Here is a 17,898-nt window from a genome sequence, read left to right as displayed (position 1 = left end):
AAAAGATTTTGCGTATTCGGGATGTGCGCGCGCGCGTATTCCGCGCCCTGAGCTCAGGCCAGGTCCAGGGCCCAGCGCGCGATGGCATCGGCTGTGCTGGAAAGGTGATCGTCGAGCGTCAGCCCGGTCTCGCGCTTGCGCGGCTTGAGATCGTGATCGCCGTCTTCCAGCCAGTGCAGGGCAATGGCCCGCGAAAGGCCGTAGCCCGCCACCTCCTCCCGCGTTCCGAACGGGTCGCGCGTGCCCTGGCAGATCAGCGTGGGCGGGCGCAGCGCAGCGAGATGCTCGGTCCGCAGCGTCTCGGGCTTGCCGGTTGGATGGAACGGGTAGCCGAGGCAGAGCAGCCCCGCGATCCGACCCTCCGCGAACAGCTCATCGGCGATCAGACTGGCGACGCGGCCGCCCATGCTCTTGCCGCCGATGATCAGCCGGCCATCTCCCGGCAGCGCCGCAATCGCGGCGCGGTATTCCTCGGCCAGCAGCGTGACCTTTGGCGGCGGGCGCTTCGAGCCGCCGCTGCGGCGCCCGGCCATGTAGGCGAACTCGAACCTTGCGACCCGGAGACCACGCTCCGCGAGCTTTCCCGCCACCGCAGCCATCCACGGCGTGTCCATCGCCGCCCCGGCGCCATGCGCCAGAAGGATGGTCGCGCGTGCGGCCGGATCGCCGTCGAAAAGAAACTCCATGCCCCCTCCCGGATATGGAAAAGGCGCCCGGTGGGCGCCCTTGTCTGCCTGCGCACGCGCGGGCCCGATCGCACTGTTCCGGGCGCTCAGTGCGTCCAGGCGCCCCGGCGATCCACCGCGAAGTTCTCGGCATAGCCGCGGGCGCGCACGTTGGGCTTGCGCTTGTTCGGCTCCGAGACTGTAGCCTCGATGCCATTCTCCTTGGCATAGTCGAGCGCCGCTTCCTTGCTGTCGAAGCGCAGCCGCACCTGGCTCTGGGTGTCAGAGGACGACGTCCAGCCCATCAGCGGATCGACCTCGCGCGGCGCGCTTGCGGCGAATTCGAGCACCCAGTGTTTCGTCTTGCCCTGACCCGACGACATCGCGGTCCGGGCCGGCTGGTAGATCCGTGCACGCATGGAATCCCTCCTGAAGATCACCAGCGTTATCCGGAATTTGGCCGATCAGGGCAAGGGATCAGCGGCGCCTTGTCGTCAAATCATCGGCATATAGCGGCGAATCTGGTGCAAACAGCGGCCGGTCCGACCGGAAGGGCACAGGGGGAGCGAGGGGTGGGTATCGTGACCTCTGGCGGCCCAGGCCGGCTGCTTGCCTTCAAAAGGTAGATTTTGAAACCCGGATTTTACAACGAAAAAGTGTGTCGCGGCGCGCGCAAATCCGGGCTTTTCGGCGCGCATGGAAGCAAAATCCCGACGGCTCAACCCGTTAGGGCACGCGCCGTCCGACCCCGGCTGTCTGCCCGTTTTGTCGGCACCTTGCCCCACCCCCTTGAATCTCGCCCCCGCGGCATCAATTCTTCTCTCCGTCCGCCCGAGGAGCCGCGCCCGATGCCCTATGCCCATTCCGACAAGTCCCAGCCCGTCCTGCACGCCCCTGCCCCGGACGTGCGCGAGCGCGAAAAGCTCGAAGGCGGCAAGCGCTTCGTCATGCATACGGAGTTCAACGCCGCCGGCGACCAGCCGACCGCGATCGCCGAGCTGTCCTCGGGGATCGACGAGGGCGAGCGCAACCAGGTGCTGCTCGGTGCCACCGGCACCGGCAAGACCTTCACAATGGCCAAGGTGATCGAAGAGACGCAGCGCCCGGCGATCATCCTCGCCCCCAACAAGACGCTAGCCGCACAACTTTACGGAGAGTTCAAGGGCTTCTTCCCGGACAACTCGGTCGAGTATTTCGTGTCGTATTACGATTACTACCAACCCGAGGCCTACGTGGCGCGCTCGGACACCTATATCGAGAAGGAATCGCAGATCAACGAGCAGATCGACCGGATGCGCCACTCGGCCACCCGCTCCCTGCTCGAGCGTGACGACGTGATCATCGTGGCCTCGGTGTCTTGCATCTACGGCATCGGCTCGGTCGAGACCTACGGCGCCATGACGCAGGATCTGCACGCCGGCAGCGAATACGAAATGCGCAAGGTGATGGCGGATCTGGTCACGCAGCAGTACCGCCGCAACGATCAGGCCTTCCAGCGCGGCTCGTTCCGGGTGCGCGGCGACAGTCTCGAGATCTGGCCCGCCCACCTAGAGGACCGGGCGTGGCGTCTGTCGTTCTTCGGCGAGGAGCTCGAGGCGATCACCGAGTTCGACCCGCTCACCGGGCAGAAGACCGGCAGCTTCGAGCGCATTCGCGTCTACGCCAACTCGCACTACGTGACGCCGAAGCCCACGATGAATCAGGCCGTCATCCAGATCAAGAAGGAGCTGCGGCAGCGACTCGACCAGCTGGTCTCGGAGGGCAAGCTGCTGGAGGCCCAGCGCCTTGAGCAGCGGACCAATTTCGATATCGAGATGCTCGAGGCCACCGGCGTGTGCAACGGCATCGAGAACTACTCGCGCTATCTCACCGGCCGTGCGCCGGGCGAGCCGCCCCCCACCCTGTTCGAGTTCATCCCCGACAACGCCATCGTCTTCGCCGACGAGAGCCACGTCTCGGTGCCGCAGATCGGCGGCATGTATCGCGGCGACTACCGGCGCAAGTTCACCCTCGCCGAGCATGGCTTCCGCCTGCCGTCCTGCATGGACAACCGCCCCCTCAAGTTCGAGGAATGGGACGCTATGCGCCCGCAGTCGATCTTCGTCTCGGCAACCCCCGCGGCGTGGGAGCTTGAGGAATCCGGCGGCGTCTTCACCGAACAGGTGATCCGCCCCACCGGCCTGCTCGACCCACAGGTCGAGATCCGCCCCGTTGAGATGCAGGTCGACGACCTGCTCGACGAGATCCGCAAGGTGACACAGGACGGCTACCGCACGCTCTGCACCGTGCTGACCAAGCGCATGGCCGAGGATCTGACCGAGTACCTGCACGAGCAGGGCATCAAGGTGCGCTACATGCACTCGGACATCGACACGATCGAGCGCATCGAGATCCTGCGCGACCTGCGCCTCGGGGCGTTCGACGTGCTGATCGGCATCAACCTACTGCGTGAGGGCCTCGACATCCCCGAATGCGGTCTGGTGGCCATCCTCGATGCCGACAAGGAGGGCTTCCTGCGCTCCGAGACCTCGCTGATCCAGACCATCGGCCGCGCGGCGCGGAATGCCGAGGGCCGGGTGATCATGTATGCCGACCGCATCACCGGCTCGATGGAGCGGGCGCTGGCCGAGACCGACCGCCGCCGCCAGAAGCAGATCGCCTATAACGAGGAGCACGGCATCACGCCCGAGACCGTGAAGAAGAATGTCGACGACATTCTCGCCGGGCTCTACCAGGGCGATGTTGACATGAACCGCGTCACCGCGACCGTCGATCCCAAGCGTCAGGGCGCCAATCTCGAGACCGTGCTCAACGGGCTGCGGACCGACATGCGCAAGGCGGCCGAGAACCTCGAGTTCGAGGAGGCGGCCCGTCTGCGGGACGAGATCAAGCGGCTCGAGGCGGTCGACCTCGCGGTGGCAGACGATCCGCTGGCGCGCCAGCAGGCGGTGGACCGCGCCTCGGAAGAGGCAACCAAGGCGGCAGGACGCTCGACCGCGGGCCGCCCTGGCCAGCGCGGCGGCAACGTGAAGCGGCGCAAGCGCTAGGGGGCGGCACTCCATCTCTCGATGACTTCGAAGTCGTCGGCATCTTTCTCGAAAAGGTCGGGTTCGTCCGCAAGGGCGACCACCTGCAGGGTTTGCGTGGAGTGCACAGACCAGTAGCGCGGATCTTCGAGGATCTCCGGCGGGAGCCGGTCTTTCAGGAACGTCCGACGCCGGGTCGTCGTGATCCTGACCTCGAAGGCGTTGCTCCGGCGCGGCGCGCCGCGTTCGAGCAGGGCATGCCGCAATGCGTCGGCCCGTGTCATCAGCTTCGACATCTCGCGGCGCAGGTGATGTAGTTCGTCGACCGGGTGCATCGTCTCGCCCTCCTGACCGCAGAATGGTCCGGGATTGGTAAACGGGCCATTAAAGCGCGCGCCATACCGGGCCGTGGCAGACAGAAAAAAGCCCCCTCCGCCTGCGGGCGAAGGGGGCTTTGATGTGCCTTACGTCCGGGGGACGCGGGATCAGCTGTCGTCCGACGGCGGGTTCACCTCGACGGTCGGCAGTTCGATCTGGGCTTCCTCGGTGTCGACATCGACGTCGACATCCGGAACTTCCACGGTCTCGGTGGTGGTGCCGGTCTCGATCGAGCCGACCTCGGCGTCGACCTCGGGCAACTCACCGCCCTCGACCGAGACGTCCACATCGGGCAGCGCGCCCTCGTCGGTCACGTCGAAATCGATCATGTAGGAGCCGATGGCGATCACGGCGACGGCAACGGCGGCAACGGCGATAACGGGTCCGGTTTTCATATCGGATATCCTTCTGTCTGGTCTCTGTTCCGCGGGGCGCTCACGTCCCCGTTATTGACCAGACAACCCACCGTGACAGCGTTTGGTTCCGCCGCCTGGCGGCACGAACCGGCGGATTGGCGCCGGGTCACGCGCGCGATATGAAGCCGCTCAGCCGCAGTAGAGGCGCAGGATGATGCCGTCGTCGTCGGTCTCGATGTTGAGGCGATCCTCGAGGAAATCCATCGTCGCCGGCTGGCCCTCCTTGAGCACCCGCACGACCTTGTCCGCGGGCAGGGTCACGGCGGCCACGTTCGTGCCGACCAGGCTGCTGTACCCGGACATGCCGCAGGTGTCCGTAGGATCGCCTGTGGCCGGGGTCTCTTCTGCCATGCAGGCCGAAAGCGGAAGCGCTGCCAGCGCCATGAGGGCGATGTATTTCATCGTCATTTCTCCTTCTGCGAGGGCCGCGCCCCCTATTGAGCATCCTGCCTCCGGGCTGCCGAGTACGCGGCCTGGCGCACGGGCTCCGGTTGATCTCGGACCGCCGGTTCCGCTCTGACCGATGAACGAGCGGTTCGGCCCCTCGGCTCATGACTATCCCGGCGCGCGTCGCCGCGTCGAGGATGAAACGCAGACAGTTGGCGCTTCCGTCGCGGCCCTTCCCAATGGCGCGCAGACCATGACGCGGCATGGCGGGGGCCAATGACCCGACGCCTGCTCGCGACAGCTTTCGGCGTGGCGGACGGCGATCGTGGCCAGTTTGATAGTCACCTGTTTGATATGAGACAATCGACGCGCTCGCCTTCCGGTATATGGTGGTGCCATGAGACTCACTGCTGCCATTCCCCTGATCGGGCTGCTTGCCCTCTCCGCCTGCGCCACCCCGCGCGAAGCCTGCATCCGCGACGCCGCCGCGCCGTGGCGCTCTGCCGTGTCCGAACGCAGCAGGATCGCGCAGGATCTTGCCCGGGGCTACACCTACAAGACCGAGTTTCGGCAGGTCGAACGACAGAGATGGTGCCGCAGCGGCGGCGGAATCTATCCCTGCTGGACCACCGACACCCAGCCGGTGACACGCCGCATCCCGGTCGATGCCGAGGCGCTGCAGGCGCGCGATGCCGAACTTGCCAAGGCCATCCCCGCCCTGCGCAAGGCCGCCGAGACCGACGTGGCACAATGTCAGGCCACCTATCCCGAAGAGGCCACCCCACCGGGCTGACCTCGGCGCCATACCGGGGATCACGGGGCCCAGGCTCAACCGGGAGCGTGCGTCGTTCACGCTGACAATATCAGGGCCGGCCCTCCAGGCGCCACCAAACCCGCATCTGGAGACCCCCACATCGCCCTGCCCTGCGTATCAGGGGCGGTGTCCGTGATCGGGCTGGCCAACGCGACGCGGCCATCCATCGGGGCTCGCGCGAGTGGCTGTTTTGCAGAGAGCGCCGCTGTCGGACTTGGCGGATGCCGTCACATACACTACCGGTTGTCCAAGAACAGATTACTCGCCAGTCCCTTGGAGCCTCAGCATGACCTCGATGACACGATTGATTGGCCTCGGCGGTATGATTGTCATCGCATCGTGCGGCCAGTTGCTCGCGGCCGACGGCCTCGCTGGCATAGAGAAACGTTCGGTCGTGTCTGATGAACGCGAGACCGATCTGGATGTGACGATCTGGTATCCTGCCGCCGAGGCTGGCGAGACCGTGACGCTGGGTGAGAACATTTTCTTCGAGGGAACCGAGGCGAGACAGGGGGCGCCGATACGCGACGGCACATTCCCCATCGTCCTGTTGTCCCACGGAGCGGGCCTGGCGGGCCGGGCCGAGGCGATGAGCTGGATCGCGGTGCCACTGGCCGAGGACGGCTTTATCGTCGTCGCCCCGACGCATCCCGGAAACACCGGCAGGGATCGGTCTGCAGAAGAGACCATGAAGCTCTGGCTCCGGCCATCCGACCTTTCGCAAGCGCTTGACGCGATCGGGAAGGACCCAACCTTCCATCCGCATGTTGCAAGCGATCGGATCGGGGTTCTGGGCCTGTCGATGGGTGGCAACAGCGCCCTGTCCACGGTCGGGGCTAGGCTCGATCCCGAGCTTTTTGCCGGCTATTGCGACACCGGCGAAAGCAATCCCTCCCTGTGCAGCTGGGTGCAGCAGAGCGGGGTCGATCTCCATGCGATGGACAAATCGCTCGTCGGGCGCGACAACAGCGACCCCCGGGTGCGTTTCGCCATGGCCATCGACCCCGCGCCGGCTGATATCTTCGCCCTGTCATCGCTTGCCGACATCTCGGTCCCTGTGTCCATCGTGAACCTCGGCCCCCCTTCCGAGCTCCCGGAGACCCTTCGGGCATCGGGTATCGCGAAGGCAATGCCTCTCGCGGACTACCAAGTGGTCGAAGACGCCAGCCATGCGTCGATGTTTGCGGAATGCAAGCCGAACGCTGCCGAGATTGCGCTGGAGGAAGGCATCGAGGATCCGATCTGCACCGATGGCGAGGGCGCCTCTCGGGCGGCAATCCATCGACAGCTGATCGACATGACCATTGCAGCGTTTCGCAAGTCATTGGGCGGCGAGGGCTGATCCTCATCGGAACGCGGCGTGACCTGATGGACAAGCACTGCAGTCGATGATGCGCCGTGATCGGCCTGTCCACCCGGTGTCCGTAGAGGGCTCGAGACAGCCGATCACCGCGCGCAGCCCAAACGGCAGCTTCGGATGACACCGCAGCGCCGAGAGACGGCCCCCAAGGTCCATGCGCGCAAGCCAGCCCTCTGCCCCAGTCGAGCGATGCCCCCGCACCGGCGGCGCTTACCGCCCGCAACTGCCTGTCATATGAGCTTTACGAAAACAGGGTAGCCAAGAGCCCGACACCGCATATTGCGAGGCTTGCCAGAGGGCAAACGCGAGATATAGTGGTTTAAGACTGGGGCGGGCTGTCCCGCTCTGGTGCTTCGAACGGGCAGTCAGGGCAGGGAACGAGTCACTCCATGGACGGCAATTTCAGAACGCATTTCGTCAGGGAACCATCGGCGCTGAAGCAGCATCCGGCGCTGGTGCTCAACGCGGATTACAGGCCTCTTTCCTATTACCCGCTATCGCTCTGGCCCTGGCAGGAAGCGGTGAAGGCGGCCTTCCTCGACAGGGTCGACATCATCGCCGAATACGACGAGGAGGTCCGAAGCCCCTCGATGACGCTCAGGATCCCGAGCGTCGTGGTGCTGAAAGATTACGTAAAACCGAGAAAGCGCGTGGCCTTCACGCGCTTTAATCTTTTTTTGAGGGACGAATTCTGCTGCCAGTATTGCGGATCGAAGGGCGAACTGACCTTCGACCACGTGGTGCCACGCGCCGCCGGGGGCGTCACCAGCTGGGAGAACGTGGTCGCCGCCTGCGCGCCCTGCAACCTCCGCAAGGGCTCGAAATCGCTGCGCAAGGCCAACATGTCGCTGCGCAAGATCCCGCGCCAGCCCGGCGCCTCCGAGCTGATGAATGTCGGGCGCAAGTTCCCGCCCAATCACCTGCATGACAGCTGGATCGACTTTCTCTACTGGGACGCCGAGCTCGAGGCCTGAGCGCCCCGCAAACCTCTGCCGCTTGCCTCGCGGCGCGGCCCGTCCTAAGCCCCGCGCGGGCGCCGCCGGGCGTCGGAAAGGGGTGCCATGCTGCTCTACCGCCTGATCGTCTCGATCTTTGCCACGTTCGTGCTGGCGCGTCTCGTGCTGCGGCGCGACTGGACCGCCCTGCGCCAGCGGCTGGCCCGAAGCCCCGCCCGGCCCGGACCGCATCTCTGGCTGCACGCCGCCTCGAACGGTGAACTGGCCTCTGCCAAGCCGCTGATCGCCGCGCTGCAGGAGGCCCGGCCCGACCTGCCGCTGCTCGTGACCTGCAATTCCGAGGGCGGCGTGGCGCTGGCCGAAAGCTGGGGCCTGCCCGCGCGGCTGGCGCCGCTGGATCTTGGATGGGTGGCCCGGCGGATGCATCGCGACTGGGACGTGCGGGCGCATGTCACGCTGGAATCCGAGCTCTGGCCCAATCGCATCCACACCTGCCCCGGCCCGGTCTTCGTGATCGGCGGCCGACTGAGCGAGGGCACCGCGAAGGGCTGGCGCCTGTTCGGCGGGCTGCTGCCGGGCGTGCTGCGCCGGCTGAGCTATGTCTCGGCGCAGGATGCCGGCTCGCTGGAGCGTTACCTGGCCGCCGGGTTGCCGCTGGCGGCCGCCGGACCGGTGCTGAACCTCAAGGAGTTCTATGCCCCCGATCCACGCCGAGATGCCGCGCTGACCGCCGGTTTCGATCGGACACACACGTGGCTTGCCGCCTCGACCCACGAGGGCGAGGAAGAGATCGTGCTGGCGGCGCACAAGCTGGCGCAGGCGCGTGAACCCGAGCTGCGGTTGATCCTCGCGCCGCGTCACCCCAAGCGCGGCGATGCGGTCGAGCGGCTGATCCGCGAGGCCGGGCTGAGCTGCGCGCGCCGCAGCAAGGGAGAGGCGCCGGAGGGTTGCGAGGTCTACCTTGCCGACACGCTGGGCGAGATGGGGCTGCTCTACCCTCTTGCGGGACGGCTGTTCATCGGCGGCACGCTGACGGATCGCGGCGGGCACACGCCGTTCGAACCCGCAGCCTATGCCACCGCCCTGCTGCACGGGCCCGACGTGGCCAACCACGCCGCGCCGTTTGCCCGGCTGGCTGCCGCCCACGCCGCAATCGAGGTGACCGATGCAACGGCGCTGGCCGAGGCCCTCACCCGGCTCGCCGCGTCCGAGCGGCAGGACGCACTTGGGCGGGCTGCTCAGGAAACCCTCCAGCCGGCGACCGACATGGCGCAACTCGTCGCTGCGATCACGCAACGGCTGGACCCGCCCGAGTAGCGGATGCATGGTCGCTGAGACTCAGAAGAAGCGACATCATGCCCAACGCCTCGGTCCGCAAGGTCCTGAAGACCCCCCGCATCAAGAAGATCCGCCGCCTGCAATATGCGGCGCTGTGCTACCGGCTGAACGGCGGCAAGGTGCAGATCCTGATGATCACCAGCCATAGCGGGCATCGCTGGACGATCCCAAAGGGCTGGCCGATGAGCGGCCGCAAGCCAGAGGAGACCGCCGCCCGCGAGGCTTGGGAAGAGGCCGGCGTCAAGGGCAAGGCCACCGACAACTGCATCGGCGGCTTTGCCTATCGCAAACGCTCGAACCCGCAGCCGCATTTCGCGCTGGTCTTTCCGGTCAAGGTGCGCAAGCTCGAAAAGCGCTTTCCCGAGCGCGGCGAGCGCAAGCGCCGCTGGGTGAGCCGCAGAAAAGCCGCCTCGATGGTCAAGGAAAAGGAGCTCGCAAAGCTTCTGGAGCGCTTCGACCCCGCCGCGCTTGGACGGTAGTTCGGCTTGATATTCCTGCCCGAACGACTAGGTATTACAGTGTAATCCCGGAAAAATAAGATGATCCAGTATTCTCTCAGATGCGCGCAGGACCATCGCTTCGACAGCTGGTTCCAGTCCGCGAGCGCCTTCGACAAGCTGCACGCCGCCGGCATGGTGAGCTGTGCCGTCTGCGGCTCCACAGAGGTCGAGAAGGAGCTCATGGCGCCGCGCGTCAACGTGGGCAGCGAGAAGGCGAGGACCGCGCCAGAGGCGCCGCTCTCTGCCCCGGCCAATCCGGCCGAACAGGCCCTGAAGGAGCTGCGCAAGGAGATCGAGAAGAGCTCCGACTACGTCGGTCGCGACTTTGCCCGCGAGGCCCGCGCCATGCATTCCGGCGACGCCCCGGCGCGCTCGATCTGGGGCGAGACCCGTGGAGACGAAGCCAAGAAGCTGATCGAAGAGGGCGTCCCCGTCGCCCCCCTGCCCTTCCTGCCGACGCGGAAATCGAACTGATGCGCGCCCTGATCACCGGCGCCAACCGCGGCATCGGCGCGGCGCTCTCCTTCGAGCTGGCCTCGCGGGGCTGCGATGTCATCGGCACTGCCCGCAGCGGCGATGGGCTCGAGACCCTCGACGTGACCGATCCGGCCTCGGTCGCCGCCCTGGCCGAGCGCCTCGACGGTGTCGCGCTCGAGGCGCTGGTCTGCAACGCGGGCGTCTATCTCGACAAGGGCCAGCCGCTCGAGGGCGGCTACCCCGCCGCGATGTGGGCCGAGAGTTTCGCCGCCAACGTCACCGGCGTGTTCCTGACCGTTCAGGCGCTGCTGCCGCATCTGCGCCGGGGCGCCACGCCGCGCATCATGATCATCTCGTCGCAGATGGCCTCGCACACCCGCGCGCCGGGCGGCAGCTACATCTACCGCGCCTCAAAGGCCGCGGCACTGAATCTCGGCCGCAACCTCGCCGTCGACCTCAAGCCCGAGGGCATCGCGGTGGGCATCTACCATCCCGGCTGGGTGCAGACCGACATGGGCGGCACCGCCGCCGAGATCACCCCCGCGGAAGCCGCCACCGGCCTTGCCGACCGGCTGCAGGCGCTGAGCCTCGAGACCACCGGCTGCTTCGAGACCTGGGATGGCCGCGCCCATCCCTACTGAGCCGCAGGACTTCCCCGCGGCGTTCGCCCGCGCCTGGGCCAGCCGCGAGGGCGCACAGATCGCGGCGCTTTTCACCGAGGATGCCGATTTCGTCAACGTCACCGGGCTCTGGTGGACCGGGCGCGACGCCATCGCCAAGCCCCACGATTACGCGCTCAAGAGCTTCTTCAGCGACACCGAGCTGCGCCCGGGCCGCATCGAGACCCGGCGGCTCGGCCCCGACCACGCGGTGGTGCGCTGCCGCTTCACCCTCAGCGGCCAGCGCCCGCCCGATGGCGGCACAGCCGGGCCGCGCCAGACCATCCTCGTCTTCGTCCTGCAACGTGGGGCCGAGGGCTGGCGCGCGGTGACGGCGCAGAACACCGACGTCGTCCAGGGCAAGGAGACCCATGTCAACGACGGCGGGCTGCAGGCGGTGGACTATCGCCGCCGGTGAGCGACGCGCGCGGTGCCCCGGCACCCCAGCCCCAAGCGCTTGAGCCTCTTGCGCGAAACGCTGCCTGCGCGTAAACCGCGCCTGATTCAAGGCCATCCGGGGAAACTCCCATGCCCGTTCTCGTGATGAAATTCGGCGGCACGTCCGTGGCAACGCTCGATCGTATCCGCCGCGCTGCCAAACGCGTCGGCGTCGAGGTGGCCAAGGGCTACGACGTGATCGTGATCGTCTCGGCCATGTCCGGCGAGACCAACAAGCTCGTGGGCTATGTCGAAGAGACATCGCCGCTGTTCGACGCGCGCGAATATGACGCCGTGGTAAGCTCGGGCGAGAATGTCACCGCCGGCCTGATGGCCATGACTCTTCAGGAAATGGACGTCCCCGCGCGCAGCTGGCAGGGCTGGCAGGTGCCGCTCAACACCACCAGCGCCCACAGCGCGGCCCGCATCGTCGACATCCCCACCGACAACATCACCCGCAAGTTCGGCGAGGGCATGCGGGTGGCCGTGGTCGCGGGTTTCCAGGGCATCTCGCCCGAGGGCCGCATCACCACGCTGGGCCGTGGCGGCTCGGACACCACCGCCGTCGCCTTCGCCGCCGCCTTCGAGGCCGAGCGCTGCGACATCTACACCGATGTCGACGGGGTCTACACCACAGACCCGCGGATCTGCGACAAGGCCCGCAAGCTCGACCGCATCGCGTTCGAGGAGATGCTCGAGTTGGCCTCTCTCGGGGCCAAGGTTCTGCAAACCCGCTCGGTCGAGCTGGCGATGCGCTACAATGTGAAGCTGCGGGTGCTCTCGAGCTTCGAGGAACAATCCGACGAGGCCGGCACGCTGGTCTGCGACGAGGAGGAAATCATGGAACTGAACGTTGTCTCCGGGGTCGCCCATTCCCGCGACGAAGCCAAGATGACCCTGATCTCGGTCGCCGACCGTCCGGGCATCGCCGCCGCCATCTTCACCCCGCTCTCCGAGGCCGGCGTGAATGTCGACATGATCGTGCAGAACATCTCCGAAGATGGCCGCACCGACATGACCTTCTCCTGCCCCACCAACCAGGTGGCGCGCGCGGAAGAGGCGCTGAAGAAGTCCAAGGACGCCGGCGACATCAATTTCCACGACCTCGTGGCCGACACCGACGTCTGCAAGATCTCGGTGGTTGGCATCGGGATGCGCTCGCATACCGGCGTCGCCGCGAAGATGTTCAAGGTGCTGTCCGACGAGGGCATCAACATCCGCGTCATTACAACTTCCGAGATCAAGATTTCTGTCCTAATCGACCGGAAATACATGGAACTCGCTGTTCAGGCACTGCATGATGCCTTCGAACTGGAGAAGGCGGCCTGAGAATATCCCGGGTCGTCCTGATATTGCGACGGGGACAGGTCTGATCACCATGCCGGACGGCACGGAAAGCGAAAGCCGCAAGCTGCTTGGCCGGCTCCGCGACACCATGGCCGAAGAAGCGGCCGGGCAGGAGCGGCTGGACAAGATCACGCATCTGACGGCGGATTCGATGGGCACCGAAGTGTGCTCCATCTATCTGTTCCGTGACGAGCAGACGCTCGAGCTGTGCGCCACCGAGGGCCTGAAGCAGGAAGCGGTGCACCACACCCGGATGAAGCTCGGCGAGGGCCTTGTGGGCCGCGTCGCGCGCACCGGGCAGATGGTCAACACCGCTGACGCGCCCTCGGAGCGTGGCTTCCGTTACATGCCCGAGACCGGCGAGGAGATCTATTCGAGCTTCCTCGGCCTGCCGATCCAGCGCCTCGGAGAGAAGCTCGGCGTGCTGGTGGTGCAGACCAAGGACAAGCGCGAGTTCACCTCCGACGAGATCTATGCGCTGGAAGTGGTGGCGATGGTGCTGGCCGAGATGGCCGAGCTCGGTGCCTTCATCGGCGAAGGCGCGGCGCTCAAGGCGCGCCACACCCAGCCAGCGATGATCCGCGGCATCACCGGGCAGGAAGGCACCGCCGAGGGCCATGTCTGGCTGCACGAGCCGCGCGTCGTGGTCACCAACCTCGTCACCGACGATCCCCAGCGCGAGCGCGACCGGCTCGAAGCCGCCGTCGAGGAGTTGCGCGTCAGCGTCGACGAGATGCTCGAGGGCGCCAGCGGCGAGCAGCTCGAGGTGCTCGAAGCGTATCGCATGTTCGCCAATTCCAAGGGCTGGCGCGCCCGCATGGAGGAGGACATCGACCGCGGCCTCTCTGCCGAGGCGGCGGTCGAGAAGGAGCAATCCGTGGCCCGCGCCCGCATGAGCCAGGTCGCCGATCCCTACCTGCGCGAGCGGCTGCACGATCTCGACGACCTGTCGAACCGGCTGCTGCGAATCCTCACCGGTCAGGGCCGCGAGACCGGCGCCGAGATGCCCGCCGATCCGATCCTGGTGGCCCGCAACATCGGCCCCGGCGAGCTGCTGGACTACGGTCGCAGCCTGAAGGGCCTGGTGCTCGAGGAGGGCTCCGTCGGCAGCCATGCGGCAATCGTGGCGCGGGCGCTGGCGATCCCTCTGGTGATCCATGCCGGTCGCGTCACCAACGAGGCGCTGAACGGGGATCACATCATGGTCGATGGCGATCAGGGGCTGGTCCACCTGCGCCCCGATGACAGCGTGGTCACCGCGTTCCGCGACAAGATCGCGATGCAGGCGCAGGCGCAGGAACGCTACGCCTCGATCCGCAAGAAGCCGGCGATCTCGCTCTGCGGCAGGCGTGTGCACCTGCTGATGAATGCCGGGCTGCTGGCCGACCTGCCCTCGCTGCCGACCTCCGGCGCAGAAGGCGTGGGGCTGTTCCGCACCGAGCTGCAGTTCCTGATCCGCAACCAGATGCCGCGCCGCACCGAGCTCGTCGAGGTCTACAAGCGGGTGATGGATTCCGCCGGTGACAAGCCGGTGGTGTTCCGCACGCTCGACATCGGCTCGGACAAGGTGCTGCCCTACATGAAGCCCACCGACGAGCCGAACCCGGCGCTCGGTTGGCGGGCGATCCGCGTCGGGCTCGACAAGCCCGGCGTCATGCGGATGCAGATTCAGGCCCTGCTGCGCGCCTCCGGCGGGCGACCGCTGTCGGTGATGTTCCCCTTCGTCGCGCAATACGAGGAATTCCGAGCCGCGCGCGCCGAGGTCGAGAAGGCCCTCGCCATCGAACGCAAGCTCGGCCACGCGGTCCCCGAGAAGGTCACCATCGGCACCATGCTCGAGACCCCGAGCCTCGCCTATGCCTCGAAGAAATTCTTCGAGGATGTCGAGTTCATCTCGATCGGTGGCAACGACCTCAAGCAGTTCTTCTTCGCCGCCGACCGCGAGAACGAGCGTGTGCGGCGGCGCTACGACACGCTCAATGTCAGCTTCCTGACCTTCCTCGAGCAGATCGTGCAGCGCTGCTCGGAGACCGGTACGCCGCTGAGCTTCTGCGGCGAAGATGCCGGCCGGCCCATCGAGGCGGTCTGCCTCGCCGCCATCGGCCTGCACCGCCTGTCGATGCGCCCGGCCTCCATCGGGCCGGTGAAGAGCCTGATCATGCGCACCGATCTCGATGCGCTCTATGACGTGATCTGTGACGCGCGCGAGCGCGGTGAGCAATCGGTCCGCGAGTCGGTTCTCGAATACCTGCGCTGGAACGGCTGAGCCGGGCCGCCAGCCCCGGTCGCGCCCTCCCCGCGCCGTTTGCCCGGGCCGTTCACCCCGTGCGCAGGCCGTGCCCCGTTCATCCCCGTCGCCGCCGGGCTTTGGAAAAGCGCCCAACCAGATGATCGCTCTGGTCGGACGCCCCCTCGATCATGGACGCGCCGTGCGCCGTTCTGGCCACAGACACTTCCCGCACATTCTGCGCGGGACCGGCCCCAAGGCGAGCAGGGTCCACAAGACCGCCGGCACCAGCTGAACATCCCGCAGCCCGCACCTTCGCCAGAGCGCCGAGCGGACCGGCTTTGCCGACCCGCCTGCCCTAACTAGCGCCGAAACCCGAAAAAGTGGTTAACCCCGGCGCATCTCGGCGCGCAGCGCATCGACCAGCGCGGCGCGTTCCTGACCGCTGTCGCGCGCCAGCTTCAGCAGGCCGAAATGCACGAAGGCCATCTGCTGGTAGTAGCTGGTATAGGCGAAATTCGTCGCCGCCCCTGCCGCCGCCCCGAGCACCGGCACGGTCTGCGCCGCGAGCTTCTGGCCCATCACCGCCGCCAGCTTCGGCGAGACGCTCCGGATCAGCCCGTGCACCGTGGTGCCGGTCAGCGTGACCCGTGCCGACAGGAACCCCATGTCGGCGCCATCGTCATGCTCGAGCGGGCCCGCCGCGCCGAACACCACCAGGCACTCGCGCCGGATCTCGGGATCGTTCGGATCAAAGCCGTGCTCTGCGGCGATGCCTTGGATGGCGCGCAGCAGCACCGTCGTGGTCACCGGCAGCTCGGCCAGCGCCGTCGGCAGCCCCCCGGCGCCGCCAGCCGCGCCCATGGCAGTGGTCAGCGCGGTGTTGAGCCAGCTCTTCTGGTCCGGCACCACCCCGCGCGACCCGGCGGCGGCGCGCATCGCCGTCTCGAGCGCTCGTTCGGTGGCGGTCTCGAGCCGGTCCTTGACCTTGTCGGGCAACCGCTCGAGCAGGTTCTCGGCCTGCCCGCCGATGATGTTGAGCACCTGCAACCCCACGCCCCCCGCCGAGCGGTAGCGGCGCGCGAGCGCGGCGATCTCCTTGCTGGTGTCCACGGCGACAAGCTCCGTTCCGGTCATGGCGGCCCTTCCTTCTCTTCCAAGAGAAGATCGGTGCTCGGCGCCGGAAATCAAGCGTAACGGGTGACCTCACCGGCCACGCCCTGCCAGGCGCCGGGCACCAGCTCGAGCCCGAGGATCCGCTCGGGATTGGTGGGCGGCGGCATCTCGACTCCGCTCAGATGCCCGAATCCGAAGCGCCTGTAATAGGGCTCGTCGCCCACCAGAAGCACCCGCGACCATTCCAGCGCCCGGGCGCGTTCGACGGTGTCGCGGATCAGCGCCGCGCCCAGCCCCTCGCCCTGCGCCGTGGGGTGCACCGCCACCGGCCCCAGCAGCAGCGCGTGCCAGTGCCCGATGCGCACCGGCCAGTAGCGGATCGCACCGCCGAGGATGCCGCTCTCATCGCGCGCCACCCGGCACAGCTCGGCCACCGGCGGCACGTCGTCGCGCAGGCGGTAGGACGAGAGCAGCGTCCGCCCGGGGGCAAAGCTCAGGTCGTAGAGCGCCTCGACCTCCCACCAGTCCCCCGGCTTTTCCTGTGACAGCGTGAACAGCGCCGCTTCTCCCGTGCATTCATCCGCGATCCGGCCTATCTGTTTCAGCATATAGCTGCAAACAGTTGAGAGGACAGCAATGTTCTACCGCCCAGAGGATGGCCACGGCCTGCCCCACAACCCGTTCAACGCCATCGTCACGCCACGCCCGATCGGCTGGATCTCGACCCGTGGCGCGATGGGCGACAATCTCGCGCCCTACAGCTTCTTCAATGCAGTGGCCTATGTGCCGCCGCAGGTGATGTTCTCCTCGACCTCCACCAAGGACGATCGCGGCGACACCAAGGACAGCGTCGCCCAGCTGCGCGAGACCGGCACGTTCTGCGTCAACATCGTCGAGTTCGCCATGCGCGACGCGATGAACCTGACCTCCGGTCCCTGGGAGGCGGGCAAGGACGAGTTCGAACTGGCCGGGCTCGAGAAGGCCGAATGCGAGACCATCGACTGCCCGCGCGTGGCCGCGGCACCGGCGGCGCTGGAATGCAGGGTCGTGGAGATCGTCAAGCTGCCGGGCGCGGCCAATTTCGTCACCTTCGGAGAGGTCACCGGCGTGCATCTCCGCGACGATTGCCTCGTCGACGGGCGCTTCGACGTGACCACCTTCCAGCCGCTGACCCGGCTTGGCTACCGCGACTACTCGGTGATCCGCGAGGTCTTCGAGCTCAGACGTCCCGGCGAATGACACCGCCGGCCTGAGCGCCCGCCCGCCCGCCACAGGCCCGGCCCCGCCCCTTCTCTACGTCGACAAATACTCCGGGGGAGTCCGCGCCTCGCGCGGACGGGGGCAGCGCCCCCGAAACGGCCCTCGCCACAAGCCCCCACTGCCGGCAGACCATAGACCGCAACCAAACGGGGCGCGAGGTGGTGTGATGTTTCAATGGATACATCCACTTTGACGATCCGAGAGACAAAGGACGGCCATGCTAGGCGTATCCCACTGACCCGCCGTTGCAGTTGATGTGTTTGCGAGATATGTTTGGAGGTCTGTGATGACAGTTCGGTTAGAATATTCCCTGTTTCAGCGAACGCATTTAAGCAATGCTGGCAGCGCTGTTAAGGGCAAAGTAGCCGAAGACTATAAGCAAATTGAGAGCCCTACGTTTTCATGATCTTCGGCATGAAGCAGTCAGCCGCTTCTTTGAGATGGGTTTGTCGGTCCCCGAAGTTGCACTTATAAGTGGGCACCGAGACCCGAGAATGCTGTTCCGATATACTCACCTACGTGCAGAAAATATTG

At 66.5% G+C, this 17,898-nt stretch carries 19 protein-coding genes and 1 pseudogene; 13 read left to right on the top strand and 7 right to left on the bottom strand.

Translation table 11 applies throughout. The features are described 5' to 3' along the window. Positions 1-53: 53 nt before the first annotated feature. The gene (locus tag R2601_RS10145; RefSeq protein WP_007797508.1) at positions 54-686 is read right to left on the bottom strand and encodes an alpha/beta family hydrolase; all 633 of its coding nucleotides are present in this window, start codon (positions 684-686) and stop codon (positions 54-56) included. An 86-nt stretch (positions 687-772) separates the two neighbouring features. After that, positions 773-1,084 carry an ETC complex I subunit gene (locus R2601_RS10140; protein ID WP_007797505.1) on the bottom strand — a complete coding sequence of 104 codons (312 nt, stop codon included), beginning with the start codon at positions 1,082-1,084 and terminating at the stop codon, positions 773-775. A gap of 429 nt (positions 1,085-1,513) precedes the next feature. On the opposite strand from R2601_RS10140, the gene uvrB reads away from it, so the two are divergent. After that, a complete protein-coding gene (uvrB, locus tag R2601_RS10135) occupies positions 1,514-3,712 on the top strand; it encodes an excinuclease ABC subunit UvrB (RefSeq protein WP_007797503.1) in 2,199 nt (732 codons plus the stop codon). Here the strand turns inward: uvrB and R2601_RS10130 are convergent. The 3 genes from R2601_RS10130 to R2601_RS10120 all read right to left on the bottom strand — a co-directional run bounded on the left by R2601_RS10130 (position 3,709) and on the right by R2601_RS10120 (position 4,887). Continuing rightward, positions 3,709-4,026, bottom strand: coding sequence for a hypothetical protein (locus R2601_RS10130; RefSeq protein ID WP_007797500.1), 318 nt, complete (start codon positions 4,024-4,026; stop codon positions 3,709-3,711). The two genes, uvrB and R2601_RS10130, sit on opposite strands and share 4 nt — an antisense overlap. 150 nt (positions 4,027-4,176) lie before the next feature. Beyond that, positions 4,177-4,464: a hypothetical protein gene (locus R2601_RS10125; RefSeq protein ID WP_007797498.1), complete on the bottom strand. Its 288-nt coding sequence runs from the start codon at positions 4,462-4,464 to the stop codon at positions 4,177-4,179. Between the two features lie 150 nt (positions 4,465-4,614). Next, the gene (locus tag R2601_RS10120; RefSeq protein ID WP_007797494.1) at positions 4,615-4,887 is read right to left on the bottom strand and encodes an I78 family peptidase inhibitor; all 273 of its coding nucleotides are present in this window, start codon (positions 4,885-4,887) and stop codon (positions 4,615-4,617) included. Between the two features lie 382 nt (positions 4,888-5,269). Here R2601_RS10120 and R2601_RS10115 point away from each other — a divergent pair, with 382 nt between their 5' ends. The 10 genes from R2601_RS10115 to ptsP all read left to right on the top strand — a co-directional run bounded on the left by R2601_RS10115 (position 5,270) and on the right by ptsP (position 15,027). Next, the gene (locus R2601_RS10115; RefSeq protein WP_007797492.1) at positions 5,270-5,665 is read left to right on the top strand and encodes a hypothetical protein; all 396 of its coding nucleotides are present in this window, start codon (positions 5,270-5,272) and stop codon (positions 5,663-5,665) included. 307 nt (positions 5,666-5,972) lie between these two features. Next, positions 5,973-7,028, top strand: a complete 1,056-nt coding sequence (locus R2601_RS10110; protein ID WP_007797490.1) for an alpha/beta hydrolase family protein — start codon at positions 5,973-5,975, stop codon at positions 7,026-7,028. A 407-nt stretch (positions 7,029-7,435) separates the two neighbouring features. Beyond that, positions 7,436-8,020, top strand: coding sequence for an HNH endonuclease (locus R2601_RS10105; RefSeq protein ID WP_007797485.1), 585 nt, complete (start codon positions 7,436-7,438; stop codon positions 8,018-8,020). An 87-nt stretch (positions 8,021-8,107) separates the two neighbouring features. After that, positions 8,108-9,319 carry a 3-deoxy-D-manno-octulosonic acid transferase gene (locus R2601_RS10100; protein WP_007797482.1) on the top strand — a complete coding sequence of 404 codons (1,212 nt, stop codon included), beginning with the start codon at positions 8,108-8,110 and terminating at the stop codon, positions 9,317-9,319. A gap of 38 nt (positions 9,320-9,357) precedes the next feature. Beyond that, the gene (locus R2601_RS10095; RefSeq protein ID WP_007797479.1) at positions 9,358-9,819 is read left to right on the top strand and encodes an NUDIX hydrolase; all 462 of its coding nucleotides are present in this window, start codon (positions 9,358-9,360) and stop codon (positions 9,817-9,819) included. Positions 9,820-9,879: 60 nt separating this feature from the next. Beyond that, positions 9,880-10,314, top strand: a complete 435-nt coding sequence (locus tag R2601_RS10090; RefSeq protein ID WP_007797474.1) for a DUF1178 family protein — start codon at positions 9,880-9,882, stop codon at positions 10,312-10,314. Beyond that, positions 10,314-10,958 carry an SDR family oxidoreductase gene (locus R2601_RS10085; RefSeq protein ID WP_007797471.1) on the top strand — a complete coding sequence of 215 codons (645 nt, stop codon included), beginning with the start codon at positions 10,314-10,316 and terminating at the stop codon, positions 10,956-10,958. The genes R2601_RS10090 and R2601_RS10085 overlap by 1 nt, the downstream gene beginning before the upstream one ends. After that, positions 10,936-11,394, top strand: a complete 459-nt coding sequence (locus tag R2601_RS10080; protein WP_007797467.1) for an SgcJ/EcaC family oxidoreductase — start codon at positions 10,936-10,938, stop codon at positions 11,392-11,394. The genes R2601_RS10085 and R2601_RS10080 overlap by 23 nt, the downstream gene beginning before the upstream one ends. Before the next feature lie 110 nt (positions 11,395-11,504). Next, positions 11,505-12,743, top strand: coding sequence for an aspartate kinase (locus tag R2601_RS10075; protein ID WP_007797465.1), 1,239 nt, complete (start codon positions 11,505-11,507; stop codon positions 12,741-12,743). 49 nt (positions 12,744-12,792) lie between these two features. Then, complete coding sequence (gene ptsP, locus R2601_RS10070; RefSeq protein WP_007797462.1) at positions 12,793-15,027, top strand: phosphoenolpyruvate--protein phosphotransferase; 2,235 nt, start codon at positions 12,793-12,795, stop codon at positions 15,025-15,027. 348 nt (positions 15,028-15,375) lie between these two features. Here the strand turns inward: ptsP and R2601_RS10065 are convergent, their stop codons facing one another. Both R2601_RS10065 and R2601_RS10060 read right to left on the bottom strand, forming a co-directional pair. Then, complete coding sequence (locus tag R2601_RS10065) at positions 15,376-16,125, bottom strand: EcsC family protein (RefSeq protein WP_007797458.1); 750 nt, start codon at positions 16,123-16,125, stop codon at positions 15,376-15,378. Positions 16,126-16,175: 50 nt separating this feature from the next. Then, positions 16,176-16,712, bottom strand: a complete 537-nt coding sequence (locus tag R2601_RS10060) for a GNAT family N-acetyltransferase (RefSeq protein WP_007797455.1) — start codon at positions 16,710-16,712, stop codon at positions 16,176-16,178. 28 nt (positions 16,713-16,740) lie between these two features. Here R2601_RS10060 and R2601_RS10055 point away from each other — a divergent pair, with 28 nt between their 5' ends. Then, a complete protein-coding gene (locus tag R2601_RS10055; RefSeq protein WP_007797452.1) occupies positions 16,741-17,343 on the top strand; it encodes a flavin reductase family protein in 603 nt (200 codons plus the stop codon). Positions 17,344-17,804: 461 nt separating this feature from the next. Next, positions 17,805-17,898: pseudogene (locus R2601_RS27285) on the top strand (hypothetical protein); the annotation flags it as partial.

The organism is Salipiger bermudensis HTCC2601 (assembly GCF_000153725.1).
Classification (GTDB): domain Bacteria; phylum Pseudomonadota; class Alphaproteobacteria; order Rhodobacterales; family Rhodobacteraceae; genus Salipiger; species Salipiger bermudensis.
The sequence above is the reverse complement of the archived record's forward strand: the minus strand, read 5'-3'. Positions and strand labels throughout refer to the sequence as shown.

Excerpts from the sequence above, each read along its gene's own strand:
- R2601_RS10145 (WP_007797508.1), bottom strand. The coding sequence starts at position 686 with ATGGAGTTTCTTTTCGACGGCGATCCGGCCGCACGCGCGACCATCCTT.
- R2601_RS10140 (WP_007797505.1), bottom strand. The coding sequence starts at position 1,084 with ATGCGTGCACGGATCTACCAGCCGGCCCGGACCGCGATGTCGTCGGGT.
- uvrB (WP_007797503.1), top strand. The coding sequence starts at position 1,514 with ATGCCCTATGCCCATTCCGACAAGTCCCAGCCCGTCCTGCACGCCCCT.
- R2601_RS10130 (WP_007797500.1), bottom strand. The coding sequence starts at position 4,026 with ATGCACCCGGTCGACGAACTACATCACCTGCGCCGCGAGATGTCGAAG.
- R2601_RS10125 (WP_007797498.1), bottom strand. The coding sequence starts at position 4,464 with ATGAAAACCGGACCCGTTATCGCCGTTGCCGCCGTTGCCGTCGCCGTG.
- R2601_RS10120 (WP_007797494.1), bottom strand. The coding sequence starts at position 4,887 with ATGAAATACATCGCCCTCATGGCGCTGGCAGCGCTTCCGCTTTCGGCC.
- R2601_RS10115 (WP_007797492.1), top strand. The coding sequence starts at position 5,270 with ATGAGACTCACTGCTGCCATTCCCCTGATCGGGCTGCTTGCCCTCTCC.
- R2601_RS10110 (WP_007797490.1), top strand. The coding sequence starts at position 5,973 with ATGACCTCGATGACACGATTGATTGGCCTCGGCGGTATGATTGTCATC.
- R2601_RS10105 (WP_007797485.1), top strand. The coding sequence starts at position 7,436 with ATGGACGGCAATTTCAGAACGCATTTCGTCAGGGAACCATCGGCGCTG.
- R2601_RS10100 (WP_007797482.1), top strand. The coding sequence starts at position 8,108 with ATGCTGCTCTACCGCCTGATCGTCTCGATCTTTGCCACGTTCGTGCTG.
- R2601_RS10095 (WP_007797479.1), top strand. The coding sequence starts at position 9,358 with ATGCCCAACGCCTCGGTCCGCAAGGTCCTGAAGACCCCCCGCATCAAG.
- R2601_RS10090 (WP_007797474.1), top strand. The coding sequence starts at position 9,880 with ATGATCCAGTATTCTCTCAGATGCGCGCAGGACCATCGCTTCGACAGC.
- R2601_RS10085 (WP_007797471.1), top strand. The coding sequence starts at position 10,314 with ATGCGCGCCCTGATCACCGGCGCCAACCGCGGCATCGGCGCGGCGCTC.
- R2601_RS10080 (WP_007797467.1), top strand. The coding sequence starts at position 10,936 with ATGGCCGCGCCCATCCCTACTGAGCCGCAGGACTTCCCCGCGGCGTTC.
- R2601_RS10075 (WP_007797465.1), top strand. The coding sequence starts at position 11,505 with ATGCCCGTTCTCGTGATGAAATTCGGCGGCACGTCCGTGGCAACGCTC.
- ptsP (WP_007797462.1), top strand. The coding sequence starts at position 12,793 with ATGCCGGACGGCACGGAAAGCGAAAGCCGCAAGCTGCTTGGCCGGCTC.
- R2601_RS10065 (WP_007797458.1), bottom strand. The coding sequence starts at position 16,125 with ATGACCGGAACGGAGCTTGTCGCCGTGGACACCAGCAAGGAGATCGCC.
- R2601_RS10060 (WP_007797455.1), bottom strand. The coding sequence starts at position 16,712 with ATGCTGAAACAGATAGGCCGGATCGCGGATGAATGCACGGGAGAAGCG.
- R2601_RS10055 (WP_007797452.1), top strand. The coding sequence starts at position 16,741 with ATGTTCTACCGCCCAGAGGATGGCCACGGCCTGCCCCACAACCCGTTC.